The sequence below is a fragment of the Arsukibacterium sp. UBA3155 genome (assembly GCA_002364615.1).
In the GTDB taxonomy this organism is placed as follows: Bacteria; Pseudomonadota; Gammaproteobacteria; order Enterobacterales; family Alteromonadaceae; genus Alishewanella.
The window spans coordinates 216,220-241,218 of record DEYP01000002.1 but is presented as its reverse complement, the minus strand read 5'-3'; the positions used below and the strand labels follow the sequence as shown (position 1 = coordinate 241,218).

Annotated in this window: 16 protein-coding genes; 4 read left to right on the top strand and 12 right to left on the bottom strand. The window is 45.0% G+C overall.

Annotation, left to right across the window (positions count from 1 at the left end):
- From B2X65_RS01105 to B2X65_RS01090, 4 genes are all read right to left on the bottom strand, one after another.
- Positions 1-1,058 (bottom strand): HD domain-containing protein (locus B2X65_RS01105; RefSeq protein ID WP_290609987.1); only part of this gene is annotated, 1,058 nt, incomplete at its 3' end.
- A 225-nt stretch (positions 1,059-1,283) separates the two neighbouring features.
- Positions 1,284-6,731: a DUF4011 domain-containing anti-phage protein Hhe gene (gene hhe / locus B2X65_RS01100; protein ID WP_290609985.1), complete on the bottom strand. Its 5,448-nt coding sequence runs from the start codon at positions 6,729-6,731 to the stop codon at positions 1,284-1,286.
- 33 nt (positions 6,732-6,764) lie between these two features.
- Positions 6,765-7,604, bottom strand: a complete 840-nt coding sequence (locus tag B2X65_RS01095) for a hypothetical protein (RefSeq protein ID WP_290609983.1) — start codon at positions 7,602-7,604, stop codon at positions 6,765-6,767.
- Positions 7,605-8,208: 604 nt separating this feature from the next.
- On the bottom strand, positions 8,209-9,600 hold the full coding sequence (locus B2X65_RS01090; RefSeq protein ID WP_290609981.1) for an MFS transporter: 1,392 nt from the start codon (positions 9,598-9,600) through the stop codon (positions 8,209-8,211).
- A 293-nt stretch (positions 9,601-9,893) separates the two neighbouring features.
- Between B2X65_RS01090 and B2X65_RS01085 the strand changes: the two genes are divergently transcribed.
- Both B2X65_RS01085 and B2X65_RS01080 read left to right on the top strand, forming a co-directional pair.
- A complete protein-coding gene (locus B2X65_RS01085; RefSeq protein WP_290609979.1) occupies positions 9,894-10,514 on the top strand; it encodes an SGNH/GDSL hydrolase family protein in 621 nt (206 codons plus the stop codon).
- Between the two features lie 112 nt (positions 10,515-10,626).
- Positions 10,627-11,220: an outer membrane beta-barrel protein gene (locus B2X65_RS01080; RefSeq protein ID WP_290609978.1), complete on the top strand. Its 594-nt coding sequence runs from the start codon at positions 10,627-10,629 to the stop codon at positions 11,218-11,220.
- A gap of 80 nt (positions 11,221-11,300) precedes the next feature.
- Here the strand turns inward: B2X65_RS01080 and B2X65_RS01075 are convergent, their stop codons facing one another.
- Positions 11,301-13,010, bottom strand: coding sequence for a sensor domain-containing diguanylate cyclase (locus tag B2X65_RS01075; protein ID WP_290609976.1), 1,710 nt, complete (start codon positions 13,008-13,010; stop codon positions 11,301-11,303).
- A 243-nt stretch (positions 13,011-13,253) separates the two neighbouring features.
- Between B2X65_RS01075 and B2X65_RS01070 the strand changes: the two genes are divergently transcribed.
- A complete protein-coding gene (locus B2X65_RS01070) occupies positions 13,254-13,874 on the top strand; it encodes a DUF938 domain-containing protein (RefSeq protein WP_290609992.1) in 621 nt (206 codons plus the stop codon).
- A 15-nt stretch (positions 13,875-13,889) separates the two neighbouring features.
- Here the strand turns inward: B2X65_RS01070 and kynU are convergent, their stop codons facing one another.
- Together kynU and B2X65_RS01060 are read right to left on the bottom strand one after the other, a co-directional pair.
- Entirely contained in the window at positions 13,890-15,200 is a 1,311-nt protein-coding gene (gene kynU / locus B2X65_RS01065) for a kynureninase (protein WP_290609975.1), read from the bottom strand.
- Entirely contained in the window at positions 15,197-16,108 is a 912-nt protein-coding gene (locus B2X65_RS01060) for an alpha/beta fold hydrolase (RefSeq protein ID WP_290609973.1), read from the bottom strand. The genes kynU and B2X65_RS01060 overlap by 4 nt, the downstream gene beginning before the upstream one ends.
- A 200-nt stretch (positions 16,109-16,308) precedes the next feature.
- Here B2X65_RS01060 and yghU point away from each other — a divergent pair, with 200 nt between their 5' ends.
- Positions 16,309-17,154, top strand: coding sequence for a glutathione-dependent disulfide-bond oxidoreductase (gene yghU, locus B2X65_RS01055; RefSeq protein ID WP_290609971.1), 846 nt, complete (start codon positions 16,309-16,311; stop codon positions 17,152-17,154).
- Positions 17,155-17,157: 3 nt separating this feature from the next.
- Here the strand turns inward: yghU and B2X65_RS01050 are convergent, their stop codons facing one another.
- The 5 genes from B2X65_RS01050 to B2X65_RS01030 all read right to left on the bottom strand — a co-directional run bounded on the left by B2X65_RS01050 (position 17,158) and on the right by B2X65_RS01030 (position 24,795).
- On the bottom strand, positions 17,158-17,994 hold the full coding sequence (locus B2X65_RS01050) for a MipA/OmpV family protein (RefSeq protein WP_290609970.1): 837 nt from the start codon (positions 17,992-17,994) through the stop codon (positions 17,158-17,160).
- A complete protein-coding gene (locus tag B2X65_RS01045) occupies positions 17,981-19,291 on the bottom strand; it encodes an ABC1 kinase family protein (protein WP_290609968.1) in 1,311 nt (436 codons plus the stop codon). Before B2X65_RS01045 ends, B2X65_RS01050 begins: the two co-directional genes overlap by 14 nt.
- Before the next feature lie 199 nt (positions 19,292-19,490).
- Positions 19,491-20,606, bottom strand: coding sequence for a GNAT family N-acetyltransferase (locus B2X65_RS01040; protein ID WP_290609967.1), 1,116 nt, complete (start codon positions 20,604-20,606; stop codon positions 19,491-19,493).
- A gap of 53 nt (positions 20,607-20,659) precedes the next feature.
- Complete coding sequence (locus B2X65_RS01035) at positions 20,660-23,749, bottom strand: efflux RND transporter permease subunit (RefSeq protein ID WP_290609966.1); 3,090 nt, start codon at positions 23,747-23,749, stop codon at positions 20,660-20,662.
- Positions 23,746-24,795 (bottom strand): efflux RND transporter periplasmic adaptor subunit, encoded by a 1,050-nt coding sequence (locus B2X65_RS01030; protein ID WP_290609965.1) that lies wholly within the window; start codon positions 24,793-24,795, stop codon positions 23,746-23,748. Before B2X65_RS01030 ends, B2X65_RS01035 begins: the two co-directional genes overlap by 4 nt.
- Between the last annotated feature and the right edge of the window lie 204 nt (positions 24,796-24,999).

Below are 24,999 nucleotides of genomic sequence, written 5' to 3'. Positions count from 1 at the left end.
GCCAATTTTACTTGACCACTACAACTATCCCCGTAAGCTTCACCGAGACTAGCCCACACCATATCAAGTTCATATTGAAAGTAGTTTAGTAAGGAACGGATAGAATATAGCCTGCTTACTGAAGTTATTGATGGTTCTATTTCAAAAGATAGACAGGAAGGATCTTTAGCAACATCCTTGTATCCAAGCAATGATAGGTGTCGCCTCCATTCGTTTTCAGAAAAACTACTCCAGAATTTTTTAGATTTGAATGTGAGTAAAGGAGTACGTTCACTCGTAACTTGCATAAGATCTGCTATACGTATTACAGACATTAGAAAGATTAAGTGGCATTTCCTGTACTCAATCTTCTGGTCTTCCTGCAATCGATTGTACATATCTCTCATAGAATAATGATGGCTTCGAGCGACTAGCCCAGCTAAATTGTCATGTTCTCTTTTCGATTTGTGAAACAATTCATCTATTTCTAATCCCGGAAACCCATGGACTGAAATTACATGCGCTATTCTAGCGTGATGACGACGTACAAACTCTCCAGCCACTTTCAACTGAGATGATTTTAGATCCTCCTCTTCAAGGCATGGAAAATAATCCATAACTTCACCTTTCAATGGGATGTTGTCTCCCACGATATCTTTAAGATCTTCGATTTTATAATTGCTAAATTCTGTTTTGTATTTATCCCACAAATCTGACCATGGCGGCTCCTCTTGGTTTTTGTAACCAAAAACCTTTCCATTATATTTATCATCTTGTATTAATGTTCGAATATTCGACCAACTAAAAGTCATAGCACTATCGTGAAGACAGATTGCGATAACTAATACGTAAATGTCCTGCGGAGAAATAGACTCGTAGCTATCAGGATTGATTAAATTTTCAGCAGTATGTAGAACATCCTGAATATGGCGAGCACTGTGATCGGTATACTCAGGAAACAACTTACCATCAAAGTTTAAAATAGTAGTAAAACGCTCTAATGCATGAAGTATGGGTGCATAGAAATCAGTATTTAGGAGCTTTTTGACAAACTTTTCCGGAAGTTTAATGGTATTCATAATATACGAACTATCCTCAACAAATTTTTGTGCGATTACGAGTTTAATTTGATATTAACTCTCTATTCAATTTCAACCCAATAAATTCATATATTAATTGGGTTTTTCATTATCCCAATTCTATTAAATTGAAGTTTTCTATTTAGACTTTGGCCCTGAATAATTACAAGTTGTCGATTTGTCCATGCTGCAAAAATGGTATAAATCACTTTTTTCATTATCGAGCTAGAGTTGTAAAGCATCGTCTTCACCTTCAAATTTCTCAATGATTTTAATCACCTGCCGAAGATAAATACTTTCCAGGGGTGATGTTTCAGTTCGAAGGTAATACGGTATTTTTTCCAGGAATTCAGAATTTGATAACGGTTTATGCTCTATTAATGCCTCTAACATTTCATCACGGAGTAACCTTTTATTTTCAGCTGTATCAGCTTGGTACTTTCGGATGATGTCATTATTAAATTGAATTAACTGGGCACGTAAATCACTTTCTGTATGACTATTACTGAGTTTTTGGGAAGCAACCGGAGCAGATTTTTCATTTAAAGTAATTTCCTCAGCAATGATTTGTTCTGGCATCAGCGGCTCTATCTTTTCAGGAAGGTTTTCCCGTCTCAGTGCGGTTAAAATATTTAAAACGCGAGCAATCTCCGCAGCCGGGTTTTTGAACCAGTCGGTTGACCATATACGATGCACTCTCCAACCAAGTCGCTCTAATACCTGCTGCCTTAATCTATCACGATCCCGAGCTGATTTTGCAGAGTGATACGTTGCGCCGTCACATTCTATGGCCAACAAAAACTTGCCTGGTAAACGCGGATCGGTAACAGCTATGTCGATAAAATAACCGCCTACCCCGACTTGTGCTTCACATTGATAGCCGTGTTGTGCTAACGCGTGAATTACTGCAACTTCAAAATCACTGTCAGGCTCTTTACCTGTGTGTTTAGGCTGCTCTAAAATATTTGTCTCGGCGAACGCTAAGAAGTTTTTTAGGGCAACTACCCCACGCAATGAATTCTCCGTTGTTAATATGTCAAAGGAGCTCATCGAGCTAAAAACGTGCATGCGTTTTTTGGAGCGAGTAAACAAGACATTTAGTCGCCGCCAGCCATCAGCCGAATTAATTGGCCCAAATCGGTTTGGTACGCGACCGCCTTCTTGCAATGGCCCATAAGTAAAAGAGATATAAATAACATCACGCTCATCACCCTGAACGTTTTCTAGGTTTTTAACAAACAAAGGCTCATCAGCACTTTGATTATCTGCTAATACTTGCTGAAATATTGCATCCTCTTTGCTGAGAGTCTCTATCGCGCGCTCTATAAGCTCTCTTTGTTCAGCATTCATGGCAACAATGCCAAGTGATTCATGCTTGCGATTCACAAGATGATGCCGTGCGGCTGCGGCTATAGTCTCAGCTTCGACAGTATTACGACCTTTAATAAAAGTGCCGTTTTCAACTTTAGTGAATTTAACACCATAATCATCAGATTTTGCATGCGGAGATGGGAATACAACTAAATCAGACTCGTAAAAAGCATGATTGGAAAATGCGATAAGCGACTCGTGTTGTGAGCGATAATGCCAACTTAAAATTCGTTTTGGCATAATGCCAAGTGCCGCATCCAGAATGCTGCGGGACTGCTCCAAGCCGGTAACATTATCGTCATCGGTTTCAATTGTTTTATCAAAAAATGAGGTTGGCGGTAGCTGATTCGGATCGCCAACTATAACGACTTTTTTTGCTCTAGCGATGGTGCCCAACGCATCTTCAGGTTTTATCTGCGAAGCTTCATCCATGATAACAATGTCAAATTCGAGGTTACCCGGCTCTAAATATTGAGCAACAGACATTGGGCCCATCATAAAACAGGGTTTTAATTCCAACAGTGCTTTACCAGCTCGATTTACTAATTGCCTGATTGGAATATGCTTAGTCTTTTTACCGGTTTCATGCTTGAGTAAAAACAGTTCGGTGTAGGTAGCTACTCTTCCCCCGCCGTTACCTTCTGGCGGGCTGCATTTTGAAATTAAGTGCGCGAGCCGTTCCCGTTGCAGCTTCGTTAGTTGCTCGTCGTATTCTTTGAATTTTTGCTGAATAGCCTCATGCTCAAGTGTTGAAAACTCTTTCAAATAAGGTGACTCTTTAAAAATAGAGGATGCCAGATAACTAAATAGCAATCGCTCGAGAATTTCCCTGGCCTTTCCAACAGGAACATCATGCCGCTCCAATGCTTCAAGTAAACCACCAGCCCCGCTGTGGCTTAACTTCTTTTTCATACGCAAATAATCAGCCCAGTTAAGTAGCCATTCTGGATTATCTATCGCTAGTTGGTTTCTCGTTATCGTCTTACCGAGGTTATCACCCGCTCCTGCAATCCACTGCTCCAACTCACACTCAATAACTTTCAGTGCCTGTGCTGCATATGACATTCCGTCACTGAAATACGCGACAATCTTTATTAATAACGCGAAACCTTTTTCAAATGAGGCTTGCTCTGTCTCGTTGCTTAGCATTGAAGATAACGTTGCCGGTATAGTCTGCATCCAATTGAAACAAGCTAGAGTCTGATGAAGTTGCTGTTCAACACGTTGACTAATTTCTCCAGGCTGAGTCGTAAGTGACAATTCAGAAAGCTTGAGTGCTTCAACCCACCGATTGTTTAGGAGATTATCCATTGTTACCAGAGAATTAGACGTGCGTTTCGCAAGGTGTTTGAGCTCTTCAATGGACAGGTTTTTTTGCAATAAAGCAGGTTGAATTTTACCTAGATGGCTATTTATCCACTCGATAATGAGATTACAAACGCCGTCCTCTCCGAGAACCTGACTGTTGTGATAATCACCTAGTACAACATCGCTAAATTGGTTTGTAGTTCTGCCTAACGAACTTAGGGTCTGTTCAAGTTTCTCAGACGTACCGGTATGGCATAAATGCTGTAACCCCCGGATTAACGACAAAGGTGCATCTAATAAGAAATCCCCTATCACGACTGTTTTACCAAAACCAATACCGTAGGCATGTCTTACAGACTTATACCAGTAACGCAGAACGAATAGCTGCTTGGTATCAGTTTGTGTTCCTCGGTAATGCGCCTTTAGAAGAGGAAAGAAAACCGGAGATGTTTCAATTTGGCGTTGCAAAATCTTGTAGGCAATAGCCTTACTAAGATGCGGTAGTATTTTACTGTGAGAGAAAGAACTTTTTACTGACAATTTTTTAATTGTCGTCCTGGCATTACGCCATGAGCTGTTAAACCAACTAAATATACTGCTGTTATTAAGTTGGTCGTAATATTGGTTTAGGACGTTAGCCTCTGGCAATTCTTCAATTTTAAAATACTGTGAAACGGATTGTTCCAGCCTGGCCAGCTTGTCGATACCTTCTGCAAACTCCGGTAATACGACATCAAGTTTATCATTGTCAAAAAAAGCGTTACGTTCACTGATTAAATCGCCGGGCAATTCGGATGTGAGGTTCAATAATTGTTGAAATGCTCTTAGCCCTTTTATATTTAACGGGAAAAACGCCACTATTTCAGTGCTTAAACGTGACTTGATATCATCGTAAATAATCTGAAACTCAGTCAGGTAATCATGGTGAGCAACTAACGTTTGTTTCAATGAGACAAAGTCGTTTAACGTTCCAGCATCGATTTCAAATGCCAAAAGTGCGTTCAACGAAGCGAGTATTACAGATAAGGCTTCGGCGCTCTTAAGTGAGTCAGAGTCAAGCAACTTACTAAGCTCGGTATAGCTGTCGTGAAGCTGGCGATACAGCTGAAGTGCCAGTAATAAATCTTTGGTATTATCTGGTGTTATCAGGCCTAAGGTCGAGCTACTAACTACTACCGGCTTAAAATCAATATGGTTACATGCGTCTTCTAATGAGTGCAGCTCTGAAATGCTTAGTTCGATAGCTGAGCCATGTAAGTGCTGAAGTTTTAACTGATTTGCTTGTATTTGCTCTAAACAACTATTCCACTGACTAAGACTCTCGGTGACAGTTGCAATTTGGTCTTGGAGTAAACTAGCATTTTGCGCTCCAAACCATGGATGCTGCCTAATGTCTTGTTCATTAGCTTGTTGTGAGAGTACGCTTAGTGCAAATGTAAAACGTTCAATGGTATCTAATAACTGGGCTCTGCTCTCTGGCGAAAAGCTGGTAAGTTTATTCTCATCAAGCCAGTTTGGTTCTGTTTTAATTTCGGCCTGTAGTTTGAGCCTTGTTGCTTTAGTCAATATTTGAAAAATTGATAACTCAGTATCTTCCCAGATACTGCTTACTGTCTCGACATGGCTCTTTAGCTGATCTTTTAACTTCTCATATTGAGCAATATTTCGTTCGAAATGCCCTGCACTCATCACCTTTGGCCGAAATTCCAAACGTGACTTAACATCATCCAGTACTTTTCGCTTTTGAGATTTATGGCTGTGTAGCTCGAGACAAAACTTACCAAGCCCCGCCTTATCAAGTCGGCTTTTTACAACATCAAGAGCTGCCATTTTTTCAGCAACAAAAAGAACCTTTTTATGTTGAGCCAGAGCTGCGGCAATAATATTGGTAATAGTTTGAGATTTACCAGTGCCAGGTGGCCCTTTAATCACTAAGTTTTTATTTGACACCACATCAAGAATCGCTTCATGCTGTGAGCTATCAGTATCGTCGATTAGCGGTGCGTCAAAGTGGATATCTGGACTTTTATCAATGTCGTAGTCTGTTGTTGATAGATCACGACTTTGTTCTACAGAATTTGAGGTAAAAAACTTACTGATAATCTCATGATTGGCAATATTATTTTCTTTTGGCCAACGAGCAGGATCTAAGTCGATGTACATCAGTAACTTGGAAAACTCTAACAGCGTTAACGCCGCCTGGCGTTTAACGCTCCAACTTGGCTGAGCTTTTACAATCTGCTTTTTAACCTGACTAAAATAGTCTTCTGCACAGGTATCATCGGTAAGATCTGGCAGTTGAAGCCCGAAATCTTGTTTAAGTTTTTCTACCAAGCAAAGGTTTGGGAGTAAATCGTCGCCGGTATAAGAGATCGAATACTGGTAAACGCCGTTATATAGTCTGCCCTTTTCTATTCTGACTGGTACGTTAATTAAAGGTGCTATTCGAGCCTGCTCTGAGTCAGAGCTTTCAAACCATTCAAGCCAACCAATACTCAAATACAGAATATTCGCGCCAGTTTCTTCTAATGCCAATCGGCTTTTGGTGCTGATATTACGAAGAACAGCCTCAAGATCGCCTGCAAAGAGCAGTGTCTGAATTCTGGTGTCGTTGTGTTTCCCTTCCTCACTATTTAGCAAAACAGGAAGATCATAGCTAGTGTTAAACTTCAAATATTTCGCCCACTCAGTCGCTGTAGGCCCTGCTTTTAGAGGCAGATAAGTCTTTTTCTGTGGGTCAAATATAAGATAACCTGCATCGACTAGCTGTTCTCTGGTAGGTTCAGGAACAGGAGCAAATAGAAACTCACGCTCTTTAAGTAATTCATTAAAAAGTTGCTTAGGCAGTTCGTCTATTATGCGCAGACTAGTTTTAGCGGAATACCGATAATTAATAAGTCTGTTTCTGCCCGTTAAATCAAGCAGACGCTTGCGAACAGCTTCCAGAGAATCAAACTCAAAGGTGTGTTCAGAACCAATTGACTGCTCAGACATACCAGTTCCTTTTATTATTAGAATTTTTTTCCATTAGGCCAGTGACTCACCGCCGCTGCAAGCAAGCTTGTCATGAATGTCTAAAACACGGGATACATGTTCATGCATGCTCTGATCCCCAAAGCTGGCTAATAGGTTTACTGCTCGAAATGCTTTCGCAGCGCTCCCATATGCTTTTAACCAGTTTGAAAATTCAGCGAGAGATTTATTATCAGTGCGTGGATAACTCGAGACTGGGCGGCAAAGTCCAATCCGCCATGGTTTTGGCGTTAACCTTGCTCTGAAACACGATTGAGCATGACATAACCGAACGTATAAGGGATCGATATCTAGTCCGTTAAAAAGTCTTTCTGCTTCTGCACTTTTATGATCGAAAACCTTATTGGTAACCACTAATCTCAACCCTGCACTTGTTTCATATACTCTGAATGCGTAATCAGAATTTCTTTGCTGAAATTTTTGGATTTTATCTAAATAGAATGTTTTGTTCTTTTCGGGTTTACCAAAAAATTGGGCGATTTTGTCAAAAAAACGAACTTCTGGTATGTCAATATCACCGAAAAATACCGACTCGGCGTTAATGACTAGTGATCCGTAATTATTGCGAGTCATAACAGCAATAGTATTTCCTGCCGAGCACTTAATTTCTTCAAGTACTTCCTCACGAATGTAGCCATTACAATATTCGTAATCTCTAAGAGCATCTAAACCACGATTAGCGAACATTTTCAGCTGCTCAGCTCTGTTAGTTGCATGAGCAATCGCTAAATCCAGACTTTCGTTAGATGCTCCCCAAACAGATAGCTCATTCGTGCCGAAGATAGATTTATCAACCTTTACCGATACGTCTACCCAAAACTTGGCAAACTTCATAGAAAATTACCGCAGCTAGTTATAGGCGAATTATCTATATTGAGCGAAGCGCGCTTGTGTGAATTAAAAAACGACTTAATTGTTCCTAATACTAGGGACAGTGGGATAATAAAACGCAGCCAATAGGCTAAGTAGTAAATCATTGAGGATTGTAAATGTGCCATCGGTTTTTGCGGATCGATTTGTGGCATTACAGCCAGGCTTGAGAGGTAAAAATAGATAACGAAAGCGAGCGGCAAACTCACCCACCAGGGTATAACACTACTGATATAGATAACTTGGTCAAAAGTCGATGTTGTACTTCTGCGAGCCATACTACTGAAATATCCCTTTCGAAATTAGATTCGGCAACTTATCCCTTACGCCGCTTCCAACACCATAGTCCGTGGTGAAATTTGCAGAAGGTTTATCACTATTATATTTATTAGCTTGAAGGGTTTTATACCTCAGTTCCGGTACAGGGTAAAGTGATTAGGTAATACTCAAGCTGGATTATTAATTTGTAACTCAGCGCTTTGTATTAAATACCTAATTTCAAAGTAATGATCAAAACACAGTTGATCAACAGGTTTTTGCGGTTCATATTCTTCAAGGTATATTTTGGTTACGCTGCTCTCGACTTACCACGCAAAACCGATATTCCACAGGCTACAACAACAAATGCAAGAGACATAGTGATTGCCATCTCAACCGTCTTAATAAGCGCGGGGTTTTGCTCTGGAGTAAATTGTGCGTTACCTAAATAGTAATGCACCATAAGGTTTACCAGACTCATTCCTAAAAGATTACCTATCGTTCGCGAAAGATTCATCGAAGCAGAAGCCACCCCTACTTCTTGAGGCTTAGCGCTTCCCATAATGGCGTTGTTGTTAGGCGTAGAAAATAAGCCAAATCCGATACCAATCAGTAGCAGCGAACTGGCAATATAAGCCACACTGGTTGCTATGTTCATACGGCTCAACACCAGTAATCCGCAAGCAACAATCACACAACCCAGCGTAGCCACCAGCCTTGGCTGGAATCTGTCGGCTAGCTTGCCAGACAACGGGGCCATTAGGGCCATCGAAAAGGCCTGAACCAATAAAATCTGCCCAGCATGTGAAGGACTGAGACCTTTAACATATTGCAAATATAAACTCATCAGAAAAACCAATGGAAAATTGCTGGCATACATCAACAGGGACGTAGTTAATGACATAGAGAACACTCTGCTCTCGCGGAACATTTGTACCCGAATAAGCGGCCGATGACTTCGACTCTGATGCAAGATGAACAGCGTTAAACTGATAGCCGATAGTGCTAGCATCCCCCATCCCACGTTGTTGGGCAATATGCTTAAACCGTAAACTAAGGTTGCAGAGAACAATGCAAAAATACCCGTTCCCCACCAATCGTATTTAGTTTTCTCATCATTCTTCCATTCACCGGTGAGGCGCATTTTAATCAACAGTAGAAGTGCAAGGACGATAGGTACCTGAAAGAAAAACACCGAGCGCCAGCCCCATAATTCCGTAAGCCAGCCGCCAACTGCTGGCGCAATGGTCAATCCAACATAAATGCATGCTGCAGTGATCCCTAAAGCTGCCCCCCTTTTGTTTGGAGCAGTAACTGATGTAATGATTGCAACACCAGTACCAAATATCATCGACGCAGCTGATCCTTGTACACATCGCCAAAAAAGGATCCACTCAATGCTGGAGCCAAGTCCACACATAAAAGAAGAAAAGGCGTTTAAGGCTAGGCCGTATGTATAGATGCGCTTTCTTCCATAGTTGTCTGCTAATTTTCCAGCAGGCAGCATGAAGATTACACTACTCAGGATAAATAATGTCGGTAGCCAGGAGACCATCTTAGCATTTGCTTGTAGATCAGCGGCCAAATCAGGGATCGCAATATTCACAGAAGCCATTCCCAGCGGCCCAATAATGGAGCCCAGACAGACAATAATTAAGGCGAATTTGGCGACCGCAGCGTTTTCAGTGGAATTTTCTGGCAAAAGAGGAAAAATCCTTATAACTAAATTAGTGTTCGATCATACCCAAGGAACAGTGCAAGTACATGGGTAAATATCGATTTTTTAACTAAGACGTCATTTATTCTAAAATCAAAATACATGATATGGTGATTACTACACTTTATTACAGCAGGCTGTTAAGGCTTAAATCCTAACTGATGACGATAAGATGGCTCCTTGTAACCCTGCTCTGTTGGCCTCTGCTACTGTGGCAAGGTAAACGCGCGCGGCAACGCGCTTTGTGTTTACCTGAAACTCTTGGGCGGCGTAGTGGTATGCAAGGCAGTGGTGAACCGCTTCGACTGCTGATTTGTGGTGATTCAGCTGCCGCGGGTGTGGGTGTGGGTGTTTCGCAGCAAAAATACGCTTTTTCAGGACAACTGGTGGACTTGCTGGCGAGACAGTATCAGGTGAACTGGCAGCTTGCCGCGAAAACCGGGCTAGATTGCGCGGGCTTGAACCATTTACTCCACCAGCTTTATGCGCATAGTAATGCGGTGTACCGGTTGGATTTAGTGGTGGTATCTATTGGTGTTAACGATGTAACAGCACTTCATAGTAAGGCCGAATTCCGGCAGCAGATAAGAATATTGTTAGACAGACTGGCAACAGATTTTACCGATCCGCAAGTACTGTTTTGTGCGATACCACCGATACAACGCTTTACTGCCTTGCCCTCGCCCATTAATTATTGGTTGGGCCTTAAAGCCAGAATGCTGAACCAGGCTTTAACCAGCGAACTACACAACTGGCCAAAAGCGCAGCTGGTTTGCTGTAACTTTGCTTTAGCGGCCGACATGCTTGCTGCAGATGGTTTTCATCCCTCTGAATCAGGTTGTAAAATTTGGGCGAAGCTTGTGTTTGATGCTATGAAATTTACTTCCGACTCCAGATAGGTTTACCTTAGCAGGCAAAGATAAACTAAATAATAACAAACCTGTTCACAGCTTGAATTCAATTCTGTTACTATGCCAGCAGTAATTTTCCTTATTTCCATACAGAGGTTTTATGAAGTTAATCGTTACAGGTGTAGCATTGGTTTTGGCCGGTTGCATGACTTTTTCTGCAAAGGCAGCGACAACACCTGATATCAGCTGGAACTACTTAAGTACCGGATATGCTAAGTTGAATATAAAAGTCGGTTCAGGAGACAGATTTAAACCAGATGGATATCAGTTTAATGGTAGTTATCTTTTATCTAAGGACATCTATATCCGGGGTAGCTATTTCGATGTAGCAGGTTCTTTTAACGGAATGGATATGGACGCATCAGAGCTTAGTTTAAGCCTGGGCATGCGCGATGCTATCTCAGAGCAGGTAGATTCTTTTTTTGAAGCAGGATATGGTCGTTCTGTTGCAGAAACGAATAGTTTGAAAGAGACAATAAACGGATTTCAGGCTAGTGCAGGTTTTCGCTACCGGGTAACTCCAGAGTTAGAATTAGGTATTGCTGCGCGCTATAGCGATATGGGCGAGGATGACACTATTTATGGCGACTTGTCAGTGCGCTATCGTATAACTCCAATGTTCGATTTTTACGCCAATTATCAGTTTGAGAGCGATATATCACTATTAGGAACGGGAGTGGTGTTTAACTTCTAAGTAGTCATCAATATCTTATAGTTTTGATTGGGGCGACGTTAATGCTGAGTTAAATAACGCTGCCCCAGATAATATAAAGTTTAAAGACTCATCGCACACACCCGGTTTTTACCCTTACTCTTTGCTGTGTAAAGCGCAATATCAGCACTATTAATTAACTTTTCTTGTTCAACTACCGCCATGGTTTTATTGCCGATTAATCCATTCTCACTGCCTGCCACACCAAAACTTGCTGTCAGGGTAATCGCGAGCGTATCAGTCATTATCTGGATTTTCTCAATTTCTGAGCGTACACGCTCTGCCTGGATCAACGCCTTTCTCTGGTTTGTCTCCGGCAAAAAGATAATAAACTCTTCCCCACCCCAGCGCGCGGGAACATCGCCTTCTCTAGCGGTTGCTTTGATGCACTTAGCAACTTCAATTAGCACTTGGTCACCGTAAGCATGGCCGAAGGTATCATTAATTGTTTTAAACGAATCAATATCAATCAGAACGATTGAGACATCTCTTTTTTCACGCACGATATTGTTCCAAATGGGGTCGGTAACCTGGTTAAAGCCCCGCCTGTTATTTAAGCCGGTAAGGGAATCAGTGCGGGCAAAGCTTTCCGCAATTACTTTATCCAATTTTGCCATTCTGAACTGGCGCGCCAGAATGACCGCCAATAAAATAGCCTCAAACGCCATACCAACTTCAATGGCTTTAAAGGTATAGTCGTTGTAGGGGACTAAAAACCCCGCGACGGCCAGTGTGGATACCGTAATACAAATGGCTGCAGTAAGGGAAGATAATATAAAAATCACCGCAAAAGGTTGCTGTGCTTTAAGCGCGGATAACCCCATGGCAATAAAAAGCGTGACAAAACCACAATTGAGTATAAAGGCCAGTATGGTTGAAAATACCAGCTGATCCCTGACAAACCCCAATAACATCGCAGTTGGAATAATAATGGTAATCCACTTAACTGTACTATCTAGTTTGGGTGCATAAGCACGGGTATTGAGTAAATAACGGGCAAAATGGAGCCCGGCAACGCTGTAGGTAAGCATTAAGGTAATATCAAGCCAATCCTGAAAGTAAGCTCCGGCATCTGCAGTAATAACGGTATGGATATGCCCGGTATAAGACAAACTGTTCAACACAAAACCGATGAGGTAAAGACCATACAAACCATATTCTTTTTGTCGGATAAAAATGAACAGCACTAAATTATACAGCGCCAGCGCCGACATAATCCCCCACAGCACGCCATATTGATAACCTGCTGCTATATCGCGCTTTATGGCATTTTCCCGGGTGCTTAACCTGACAGGTATCGCCATCGGACCCAACGACTCAACCCGAATGTAAACGTCTGTTATGCCTTGGTCAAAAGCATGTTCAAAGGCATAAAAACGATATTGCATAGGTCGTTGCTTGAAAGGTATCGCATCACCACCGATAACATGTTTAATGAGGATGCCGTCATGCACCAGCCAGGTATCAATATGGTCGAGCCAGGGCGTTTCAACCGACAGTCTGTATAGCTCTTTAGAAACACCGTCATGCTTAACCGAAAACTTCAGCCATGCCGGTGCAGTACCAATACCTAATGAAATAGAGTTACTATTGGCCTGTTTAACCTGATTTGATGAAAAAACCTGCTGAGCTTGCTTTAGCGAAAGCTGAGCATTATTTTCTTGAAAATAAACAATATACTTGCCAGGAACGCCATCTTTAAACTCTGATGTATTTATGGTGTTAGCATTGACGGAGTGACTAAACAGCAGCAAAAAAATAGCAATGTTCACAAGATACAGTGCCAACAAATTTATTATGTTGGTCAAGCTGATGCGATTATAAGCTACAACGTTACTAAGATGAGACATGCAAAACCAGAAGTTCTCATAATTCGTGATTAAATCTAGCTAACAAAGAGTAGCGACTCAATCAGTTTGTAGAATAAGCTGTTAGTATAATACAAAACGTTACTTTTGGACGCTGAACCTATTTTCAAACGTTCAGATGGCTATTTTTGGAACTGAAAATTGACTATGGTATCGCAAGTGAATTACGCCGATCTGCCCTTTTCTCAGGCATGTGAAAATAACAAAGAACCGATATTAACCCTGTTAACGCAGGCGTTTGCTAATTGTAACCAAATCCTGGAAGTTGGCAGTGGTACTGGTCAGCATGCCGTTTATTTTGCCGAAAACTTAGCACATTTACGCTGGCAGGCGTCCGATCAACCTGTTTACCTGACAGCGCTTGCTGAACGCATTCGCCGGGCCAACCTGGTTAATTTACCGATGCCGCTGGCACTGGATATTTGTGCAGGTACCGCACCAGCTATAGCTGCAGATGGTTTATTTACCGCCAATACCCTGCACATTATGCCCTGGCCGGTCGTACAACATTTTTTTAGCAGGCTAAAGGCGTTGTTACAAGACAACGCCTCGTTGTGTATCTATGGTCCGTTTAATTATCAGGGGCAGTTTAGCAGTGCCAGTAATCAGGCGTTCGATCTTAGCCTTAAAAGCCGGGATCCCGCGATGGGGATCAGAGATTTTGAGCAAATTTTAGCACTGGCGCAGCAACAGGGCTTTACGTTAAAGCAAGATTGCACTATGCCAGCCAATAATCGTTTACTCTGGTTTATCAAAACTGGCAACTAGCTTCCAGGTAACGCGCTAGGTTACTTTATGTTTTACCCTGTATTGGGGCTGTAAATACTCGCCGGTTTTAACCAGTTTTGCCAGGGTTGCTGCAGCATGCCAAATGTCGCTGTAACGTAAATAGAGCGGCGTAAAACCAAGACGCAGAATATCTGGCGCCCGAAAGTCTGCAACCACCCCATGCTTAATCAACGCCTGACAAATGGCGTAGGCATCTTTATGCTGATAAGCCAGTTGACTGCCCCGCTCTGCCGATTGCTGCGGTGTCAGTAATCTTAGCTGCGCCAGGCATTCGTGTTGCTGCACCAGCAGATGAAAATAACGACTTAGTGCCAGTGACTTCTGACGCAATAGCATCATATCAACATCACTGAATACATCGAGTGCAGCATCTAAGACACTCATAGATAAAACCGCAGGGGTACCCGTCAGAAACTGGGCAATACCATCTGCCTTCTGATACTGACTGGTAAAACTGAACGGCGCACTGTGTCCCATCCAACCGGTTAACGGTTGCGTCAGTTTTTGATGGTGGCGCTTTGCGGCATAGATAAATGCCGGTGCTCCCGGACCACCGTTTAAATATTTATACCCACAGCCGACCGCAAAATCGACATTACAGGCATCCAGTTCAACCGGCAATGCACCGGCACTGTGCGCTAAATCCCAGATAACTATAATGCCGTTGGCCTGAGCTAACTCGGTTAGCCGTTGCATATTTAACAGCCGGCCGCTTCTAAAATCAACCTGAGTAAGCATAACAACAGCAACCGCGGCCGCTAACTCAGGATCCGTTAAGGCCTGCTCCAGGGCATGGGTGTTGTCGCTGTCCTCTATCAATTTTAAGCGGCAATGTTGCTCACCCAGTAATGTAGCCAGGCCTTCAACCATATATAAGTCGGTTGGAAAATTACCCTTCTGCGACAACACAACGTTGCGATTAGTCTTGCCTGCTGATTGCAACAGCATGGCGCTACTGAGTACTTTGAATAAATTCACCGAGGTTGAATCACAACTAATTACCTGTCCAGCTGCCGCGCCAATTAACGGTGCTATTTTTTCACCAACTCTGGCCGGCAAGTCTATCCAACCATGGCTATTCCAGCTTTTTATTAAATCCTGCGGCCATTGCTGTGATAACACCTGTTGGGCCCGCTCCGCTGCCACTTTTGGCATCGCCCCAAGAGAGTTGCCATCAAGATAAAGGGTATTTTCAGGCAAGATAAAGGCGTTTCGTTTATCAGCCAGTGGATCCTTCTCGTCACATTGCTGCAAATATTCAAGACTAATTTCCAGACTGTCGGAAGCGGGGTTTGAGTAAGTCACTGTGCAAAAAACTCCTGCAAGGTTGCAATAAACTGTTTATACGCTGGGGTGTGCGGATGGATCCAATCAAAATGCCCGGCTTCGTTTACCAGCTGAAAAGGCATACCACTGGCACTGGCCTGCGTCACTGGCACTATACTATCCGTTGAGCCCTGCAATAACAGGGTTTTGGGGTGCATGGCCTGCTGTTGCGGGTTTGCTTGCAGGTAATATTCTGTTTGTTGTGCAGCGCTGCCTTGCAAAAACTGCCGGGTGGCTTTCTGGCAACTATTCTCTCCTGCGCTGTAACCTGGCATATCGGTAATCGCTGCGAGGCCAACCACCCCCTTTATTGGCGGCAAATTATACAAAGCGGCTTGATGATAACTTTTGCCCGCCGCCAATAACGCTAACTGGCCACCGGCAGAATGCCCCGCCAGTACAATATTGGAGTGATCAATTGGAAAGCCTGCCAGCAAGGATTGCACACTACTGATCCCAGTTAGCACATCATGAAAGCTGCCCGGCCAGCCGCCTCCGACATCACCTGTCCGCCGGTATTCAAGCGACCATACCGCAAAACCCTGATCAGCCAGCGCCTGGCTGAAGCCATTACTGTGGCTGATGTCATACGCATTTAACCAGCAGCCACCATGAATAAACACCACCAGGGGCGACGGCTGCTGCATTGTTGCCTTCGGTGGCAGATATAATTGACCATACTGCAGTGGCGCATTACCGTAGGCCAGCTGAATACTGCTATTGCCATAGGGTAATGCTGCCAGGCTACTATAGCTGACGTTATTGATCACTTGAAGGTTGGGCAGTTCTGCTGGAACACTAATTTGTTGCCGGTCATCAGGTAGTTTCTGAGCGCAGCCGCTAAGTACCAAAGTGGCAACAGCTAATGCTATTAGTCTCTTAATCATATGGTTAATGACAACCCTGTCAGGTTTTTATTAATTACCAAGTGTATTACTGTCAATGTTTAACGCATATTCTTATTTATTCTTGCTTAGTACTAAACTCTCTGTCAATGGCATCGGGGCACCTTGTATTTCAGGCATGTTAAGCCAATATCTTTAACATAACGTTTTAACCGGCTTAAATCTTTTATCAGGAGTTAACGATGAGTGAGAACTATACCCCACCTAAAGTATGGCGTGCCGACAAAGCAAATGGTGGCCAATTTGCCAATATTAACCGCCCGGTTTCAGGTGCCACACACGATAAAGAATTAGCGCAAGGCGAACACCCTTTACAGTTGTATTCCATGGCAACACCCAACGGCGTTAAAGTTACTATTTTGCTGGAAGAATTACTGGAGGCCGGTGTTAATGCTGCGGAATATGACGCCTGGCTTATCAGCATTAAAGACGGCGACCAGTTTGGCAGTGGCTTTGTTGAAATAAATCCTAATTCAAAAATTCCGGCACTGCTTGATAAAAGTTCAGGTAGCAGAGTGTTTGAGTCAGGCTCAATACTGCTTTATCTGGCAGAAAAGTTTGATGCGTTTATCCCAAAGGATTCTGCAAAGCGCACTGAAACACTGAACTGGCTATTCTGGCAAATGGGCAGCGCACCCTTTTTGGGAGGTGGCTTTGGCCATTTTTATGCTTACGCTCCAGAGAAGCTTGAATATCCTATTAACCGCTACACCATGGAAGCCAAGCGGCAACTGGATGTGTTAGATAAACAGTTAGCAAATAATACGTACATTGCTGGTGATGAATACACTATTGCCGATATGGCAATCTGGCCCTGGTATGGGTTGCTGGCATTAGGTGAGCTTTATGATGCAGCCGAATTTCTGCAAGTTCAGGACTACCCTAACGTTCAGCGCTGGGCAAAGCAACTGAATGCGCGGCCGGCGGTACAGCGCGGCAAAATTGTTAACCGTAATTGGGGTAATGGCTTACAGTTACCTGAACGTCATGGCAGTGCTGACTTCAGCGCTATAACGGGCAGTAACTAATTGCTACCACCCACTGACTGTCTGGGCCGAGCGGGCCCAGATATAAGTGACACCGATCCCCACCGACCAGCCACCGTTTTGTGCCACTAATGGACTATGCTGATTTTTGGCACTGCTTACCGTTTCATATCGGGCAAAACTAAAGCCACGCCAGTTTGATGAGAATTTTTTACTGATTGCACCAGTAAACCGAAGGGCAATTAAGCCAGGTTTAGCGTCGAACTCAGGGCGGTCACTTTGTGAAAATTGTTCTGCGACCTGATAAAAACGGTCTGTCAGCTTTTCACTGCCAAATAAGGCACTGACGCCAAGGGTGTAACTCAGATCATCTGTTGTGGTGACATCAGCAAACAGTGCCGGCTCGAAACTGATCCCACTATAGCGCATGCCCTCTTCAACATCGAATGCCGCCCGCAGCGGTAAGTCAAGACGCAGCCTGCTGCCCCAGATGTTATCGCTGATGGTCCAACGCAAACGTGGCCCAGCCTCTACCAGCGTACCTAGTTCAGGCATGCCCTGGCGCACCTTAATGTCGCCATCAGAAGCACCCAGAGCGGCCGCAAAGCCGACATCAACTTCCAGTGTTTCACTTTTGAATGCTCGTAAGCCAACGTTGTCACGATCTGCCCTTAGAAAGTCCCCCCGGTAAATCAGATACGGCAGAATAAAACTACGTTGAACCTGCTCGTTAGAACCGGGATACGCCAGTTGCTGTATGCTAAGGCCAAGCAACCCGGCCTCCCATAATGGCAAGTCAGTTGCGGGCTCAGCTTTTGCTGAAAAACTGCACACACCCATAGTGAGCAGCAAGATTGATTTGGCAAGGTTATTTTTCTGCATAAGGTATCGGTATCGTATTGGCGTGATGCAGATAAGGCTCAAGCAATTGCCAGATATTAACCCTCACTTGCAGCCGGGACGCCAGTAGATATAAACCGGCAATTTTACGGTGTAAAAACAATGCATCGGCCGGTGGACTGTGCCAATAATTTTGCTCGGTGCTAAGCGCTGTGCCGGCATCACGCAAACGTCGGGCTAAGTCACTCGCTCCAAAATCAAATTCTGCATTCTGGCGTAAAGGTTCGCAGGCCAATGCCACCAGGTTAAGTACGGCTGCTTTTTGTTCAGGTAAAATCGCCTGGCTGAAAAAACCGATGGTGGTTAAGGCGTCATCCAGTGCTTGCGGGTTATTACTGCAAGCGGCCTGGAATAACGCCCGGTAGCCATCACTTATTTTATCGGAATAATCTCGACAGGCACCAAAATCAAGTAGCACTAACTGGCTGGTGTTTGTGTTATACAGGTAATTTGCAAAATTAGGGTCAGTTTGCACTAGTTTAAACTCAAATAACTCTCTGAAAAACAGCGTGAAAATTAAACTTAGAACCCGGTCCCGCTCCGCCTGAGATGCTGACAATAAGTTTTCTATAGGATCCCCTTCAACATAAGACATGGTCAGTATAGTGTCACTGGTGAGCTCGGGATACACTTCAGGTAACAGGTAACGGTTATCCTCAACCAGAAATTGACGATACCGCTTTAAATACTCAGCTTCTTTTAGATAATCTGCCTCGTTTTTTAACTGTATTTTGGCTTCAGCTAACAGGCTGTGGTAATCCATTTCTGCCGGAATTAAGCCACTTACCCGCAGTAATGTCGCCACGTTGTCGACATCGCTGTCAATACTGGATCTGACCCCGGGATACTGAATTTTTACCGCCAGTTTGGTTCCATTATCATGATAGGCCTGATGCACCTGACCAATTGACGCTGCTGCAATGGGTTTAAAGGTAAAGTCGGCAAAATGCTGCTGCCACTGCTCCCCCAGGTTCAGCCTCAGTACCTGCGCTAACTGCTTAGCCGGCATCGGATTGGCACTAGAGCGTAACCGAGCAAGTAAATCTGTCAGCTCTGCTGGCAGTAAATCGCCGCTATCCATAGATAACAACTGACCCATTTTCATGGCGGCCCCACGCATGTGAGCCAATTGATCTGCAACGCGCTTAATATTTGCAGGGGTAAGCAGCATCGCTTTACTACTTGGCCTGTTACCTTGCGCTAATTGTCGGGCCCCCTCTGCCAGCATGCCACCGGCAACCCGCCCGGCAAGAGATGCAAGTCCGCCTAACCGACTCAATCGGCTACCAGGTACTGCTGATGCCTTGTTAACCATCATTACCCTTAATATTGCAACTAGTAGTTTGCATATACGCTACGGGGTACCGATAAGCTCACTCAAAACCCATGGTGGGTGTTATTTTGTTTTTATTAACTAAATAGCCAAGAATATGGATAATAAAACCGACAATAAATTCAATTTTTCAGTAAAAATCGGCTTAGGTCATCAGTTGATAATGCTGCAGCAGTGCCTGTTGTTCACGCTGACAGTAATCAGCGATTGCCTCGGTTAATGGGCTTGGGCTAAATTGATAGAAACCGCGGCGGATAACCGGAACAAAGCCGCGTTTAAGCTTGTGCTCGCCCTGCGCGCCAGCATCAAACTTTACTATCTTGTTGGCAATGCAATAGTCGATACCAGCATAATAACAACATTCGAAATGCAATTTATCAAACTCTGCCAGGCAGCCCCAGTAGCGGCCATACAAGCAGTCCGTGGATTTAAAACACAATGAAGCAGCGACCAGTCTGTCGTTCAGGTATGCGGCAAATACCACGATACTCTCAGCCATATCCCGGCCCCATAACAACATTGTCTCAGGCGTTAAATAGCCATTGTGGCCGGACCTTTTCTGATAAGTAGCCTGATAGAACTGGCTGAATTTGTGCCAGAAATCAGGGGTAAGCTCACTGCCTGCATGATATTTGACGATAATACCCTGTGCGCTTACCTGCGCGCGCTCTTTGCTGATTTGTTTGCGTTTACGGGAAGGTAATGCCGCTAAAAAATCTGAAAACGCATCATAATTATGATTGTGCCACTGAAACTGCACATCAAAGCGTTCCAGCATGCCGCTGCCACGCATTATTTGCTGCAAAGGAAAGTCTGGGTACAAACACTGAAAGTTACTACACGCCAGTTGTTGCTGGCGCTGACTTATCGCTTTAAACAGCAAGCCAAAAATCTGGGCAGGTTGTTCCGTGGCAGCTACCCCGAATCTTGGCCCTTCAGCTGGCGTAAAAGGTATTGCACAGAGCAACTTTGGATAGTACGCCAGGTTGTGATGCTGGTAAGCCTCAGCAATTGCCCAATCAAACAGGTATTCGCCGTATGAGTGTAGCTTCAGGTACATGGGCATTGCCGCAACCAGTGAGCCGTCCCGGTAAAGTAATAAATGTTGCGGTAACCAGCCACTGCCCTCGCCAACACTACCGCCTTGCTCTAATGCAACAAGAAAGGCGTGTTGGCAAAATGGCATATCAGTGTCAAATAAACGGTTCCAGGACACCGCACTGACTGTCGATAGATCATCACACAGCGTTATTTCTATCATTAAAATGCACTAGTTATTATTTACGTTACACAATGCTGTTACGCTAGCGCAAATTAATCAAGGGTCTGGGCCGCTTCTAATTCGCGTTCTAACCGGTTACTTTCGTCAGCCCGTGGTTTGGCAAAGCGCGCAAGTGCCAGGTACAGTACGGGCGTAAGGTACAGCGTAAATAACACCGCAATGCCCAGGCCGCCAAATACTACCCAACCAATAGCGTTGCGCGCTTCAGCGCCGGCGCCGCTTGACAGAATAAGCGGCAAACCACCCAGCAAGGTTGACAATAACGTCATGGCTATCGGGCGCAGGCGAATTTGAGCTGCTTCTTCTACCGCTTTACGCACAGAATAACCGCGGTCCCGCAATTGATCAGCAAACTCGACCAGTAAAATCGCATTTTTTGCTAACAACCCAATTAGCATAACCAACCCAATCTGCGAATAAATATTGATTGAGGTACCGGTTAAAAACAAGGCAAATAACGCTGCGGCAATGCCAAAGGGTACCGTTGCCATGACAACTACTGCACTGTTGGCACTTTCAAACTGTGCTGCTAATACCAATAACACTATGACAAACGCTAACACGTATGTCAGCGTAACCTCACGAGCGGTTTCCTCAAAGGTTAACGCCTCGCCCAGAAATACCAGCCCCACATTTGCTGGTAGTTGCTGCTGTGCCAGCTCGCGTAATTGTTCAACTGCCTGCTCCAATGGAAAATCTTCAGGCAATTGCATTTCCATTTCAATAGCCCGGCGCTGTGACTGACGTTCCAGCTCAGCGGCGACACCCTCTTCTGAGATATAGGCCAAGCTGGAAAGAGGTACTAAACCACCCAAACTTGAACCGACATAAAGGTTTGCAAGATCAGACGGATTGGTGACCGATGACGCTGCCGCTTGCAGAATGATGGGAACAGATTGATCTCCGACATTCAGATCAGCCAGATCGTCGCCATTAATCGCAACCCGCAAAGTTGCTGCAATATCTGACAATGGCACTCCCAGCTCTTCTGCCCTGCGCCGGTCTATATTAACCCGCAATTGCGGTTGTGTAGGCTGGTAAGAAATTCTGGGCATGCCAAGTTCCGGCAATTGTTGCTGAATGGCTTTTGAAAATGCCTGGGCTGCTGCAAAAATGTCAGCGTAAGATTCGCCAGTTAACGCCAGCTCCAGCCCGCCACCCTGGCCACGTAAATTCAGGCTGTTCGAACCAAAGGCCCGGGCCGGAGCGCCCGGAATAGCGGCAAGTTGCGGACTGAGCTGATTAATAATTTCCTGTTGAGATTTGTCGCGTTCACTCCAGTTTTTCAGCGGCACGGTAATAAATACCAGGTTAGGATCCCATTGGCCAACCACCGTATAAATAGAGTCGATATCGCCACCATCAACATAAGGCAACAGAATTTCTTCCATTTTATCTGCTTGCCGATCCATAAAGTTCAAGCCTACACCATCAGGACCCCGGGCAAATACCCGGATAGTGCCACGGTCTTCGCTGGGCATTAATTCGTTATCCAGCGTTACATACAAGGCACCTGCACCACCGGCGGCCAGTAAGCAGGCAATAAACACGATCAGGGCATGATCCAACGTCCAGTGCAAACTGCGGCTGTATATCGTTAATAGCCGGTTACCTACTCCGGCAAACATATTTTTGGCACCTTGCTTAATCGGCAACCTGGCCGTCAATGCCGGTACCAGCGATAAAGCGACGAAGGATGAAATAATAACGGCCGCGGCCAATACGCCGCCAAACTCCCTGAACAACCGGCCTGCAGTTGATGGTAGAAACGCAATGGGGACAAACACTGCCACTAATACCGCGGTGGTAGCCACTACGGCGAAAAATACCTCACGGGTGCCTATAACGGCAGCGGCACGTGCACCAAGACCCATACTACGCCGGCGCTGAATGTTTTCAGATACCACAATAGCATCATCTACGATAAGCCCGGTGGCAAGAACCAACGCCAGCAAGGTTAAAATGTTGATTGAAAAACCCATTAACCAAATTGCCGCCAATGCCCCAATCAGCGATACAGGAATAGATAGTGCTGGCACGATAGTGGCCCGCCATGAGCCGATAAATAACCAGAGGGTAAAAATGACCAGTAACACGGTCAAAGCTAGCGAAGTAATCACTTCGCGCACTGATCCCCGGATAAACTCTGCGTCATCCGAAGTCACCTGCAATTGTAATTCAGGAAAACGACTCTCAACTTTTTTTACCAGCGCCAGTACTTCATCTGATATTTCAATGGTATTCGAACGCGCCTGCCTGATAATGCCCAGGCCAATAACCGGACGACCATCCAGTCTGACCATACTGTTGGCATCTGCCGGCCCAAAATAGACCGTAGCAACATCGCCAATCCGGGTATTACCACTAATAATGATGTCCTCGACCTGTTCGGCGCTTACTGAAGTTGCATCCGCCCTGACAATAAGCTGTTGGTCGGTAGAGCGCAGGCTGCCGGCAGGCACATCAAACGGAGCCTGTCGAAGTGCTGCGGCAACGTCGGTAACTGCCAGGTTGAAACTGGTCAGGCGAAGTGGGTCAAGAATAACCCGCAGCACCCGCTGTCGGTCTCCGTTTAACCTGACATCCGCTACCCCTGGAATAGTTAAAAATAACGGCGCAAGATCGGTCTCAATGCGTTCCGTCAGGGTTTCTAAGTCCAGTGTGCTGCTGGAGACCGCAATACTTACTACTGACTCTGCATCGTTATCTGCTTTAACAATAGCCAAACGTTCCACCGCGTCGGGTAGTTCACGCTGAACGCGGCTAACCGCTTCGCGGGTTTCATTGGCGGCATCATCCAGATTAATCCCAGGTCGGAACTCTACCCGTACCCGTGAGCTTCCTTCTTCACTGGAAGCGTTGATGGATTTAACTCCTGACACCCTGGCAACAGCACCTTCCAGTTTACTGGTCACCTCGGTGTCTACCGTTTCGGGTGAACCGCCGGGGAAACTTGCCGTCACCGACACGATAGGCCGGTCAACATCTGGTAGCTCACGCACTTCCAGGCCATTAATAGCGGCAATGCCGGCGATGATGATCAGTAGGTTTAATACAATAATCAGTACTGGCCGGCGAATTGACAGTGAGGGCAAGTCATTGTGGATAGGATCGTGCTTCATAAACCAGCCCTTTGTACGTTTGCAGATTGCACGGTTTGGCCGGCGCGCAGGGTTTGTACACCTTCGGTAATTAACATGTCACCCTCGGCCAAATCGGCCGCCACCAGTAACCGGCCACTAAGCCGCTGTTTTATCTGCACATCGACTTTTTTGGCCTTGCTATCTTGCTCCATCCAGACATAAGCACCAGTTGCCCCCCACAACAGCGCCGCTTCAGGGACAACGGCATAGGCTTCACCGCTAACTTCAAGTTTCACCCGAAAGCTCATTCCTGGGCGGTATAAATCATTGCTGTTATCAAGCAGAGCACGCACCCTGATGGTACGGTTAACATTATCAATACGCGAATCAACCTGACTGATTTCGGCATCAAGGTTTATGGTGCCCCCCTGCCATGGCTGCAAGGTCAACTTTGGTTGTTGTTGTAACATGCTTAGCGCAGTTTCCGGCGCTCTGAAATTAACCAATAGCTGGCTGCGGTTATCCAGAGTAGTGATCGCAGTCTGCTGGGTAATTCTATCGCCAATTTCAACATCGGTTAAGCCGACGACACCGGCAAAAGGCGCCCTGACAGTGCGATCTTCAAGTTCTGCTTCCGCCTCTGTTACCGCCACTTTAATCAAATCCCGGGCGGTCATTGCATCATCCAACTGGCTTTGAGGTACTGCACCCTGACGTCGGCTGGTTGTCAGTCTCTCCAGGGTTCGCTCTGCATCAGCGAGCTGGATCCTGGCCCGGTCTAATGCCACGTGCTGGCGCCGTGCATCAAGCTCCAGTAAAACATCGCCTCGTTGTACTTGCTGTCCCGGGGTAAAATGAATGGCTGTCACTTTATCCGCCACCGCAGGGTAAATGACGACGGATTGCACCGCCTCAGCCGAACCAACCGCTTCAACCTGAGTGCTGATACGTTCAAATTCTACCGGCATGCTGATAACCTGTGCTGCCCGCCCGGCGCCGCGGTTCTGTGCAACGCTGCTGAAACTGCTTGTGCTAATTACTACTAATACGGCGAGGCATATCGCGTTTTGCCATGCTGTTGTCATGTACTGTTCCTTTGCGGCCGGTTAGCCGTTTATTAAACGGAAAAAAATCCCTGCAATGTGACACTGTGCACGTTAACAAAGTCAGATCTTTCCGACAGAAAAATGTCTGGATTAGCTATTACCGTCAATATACGGTTTATAGCCGATGATGATCACAAAACTCGCTCAATTGGCGACAGGCTGCGGTAATTTGAGTTAAGCGGC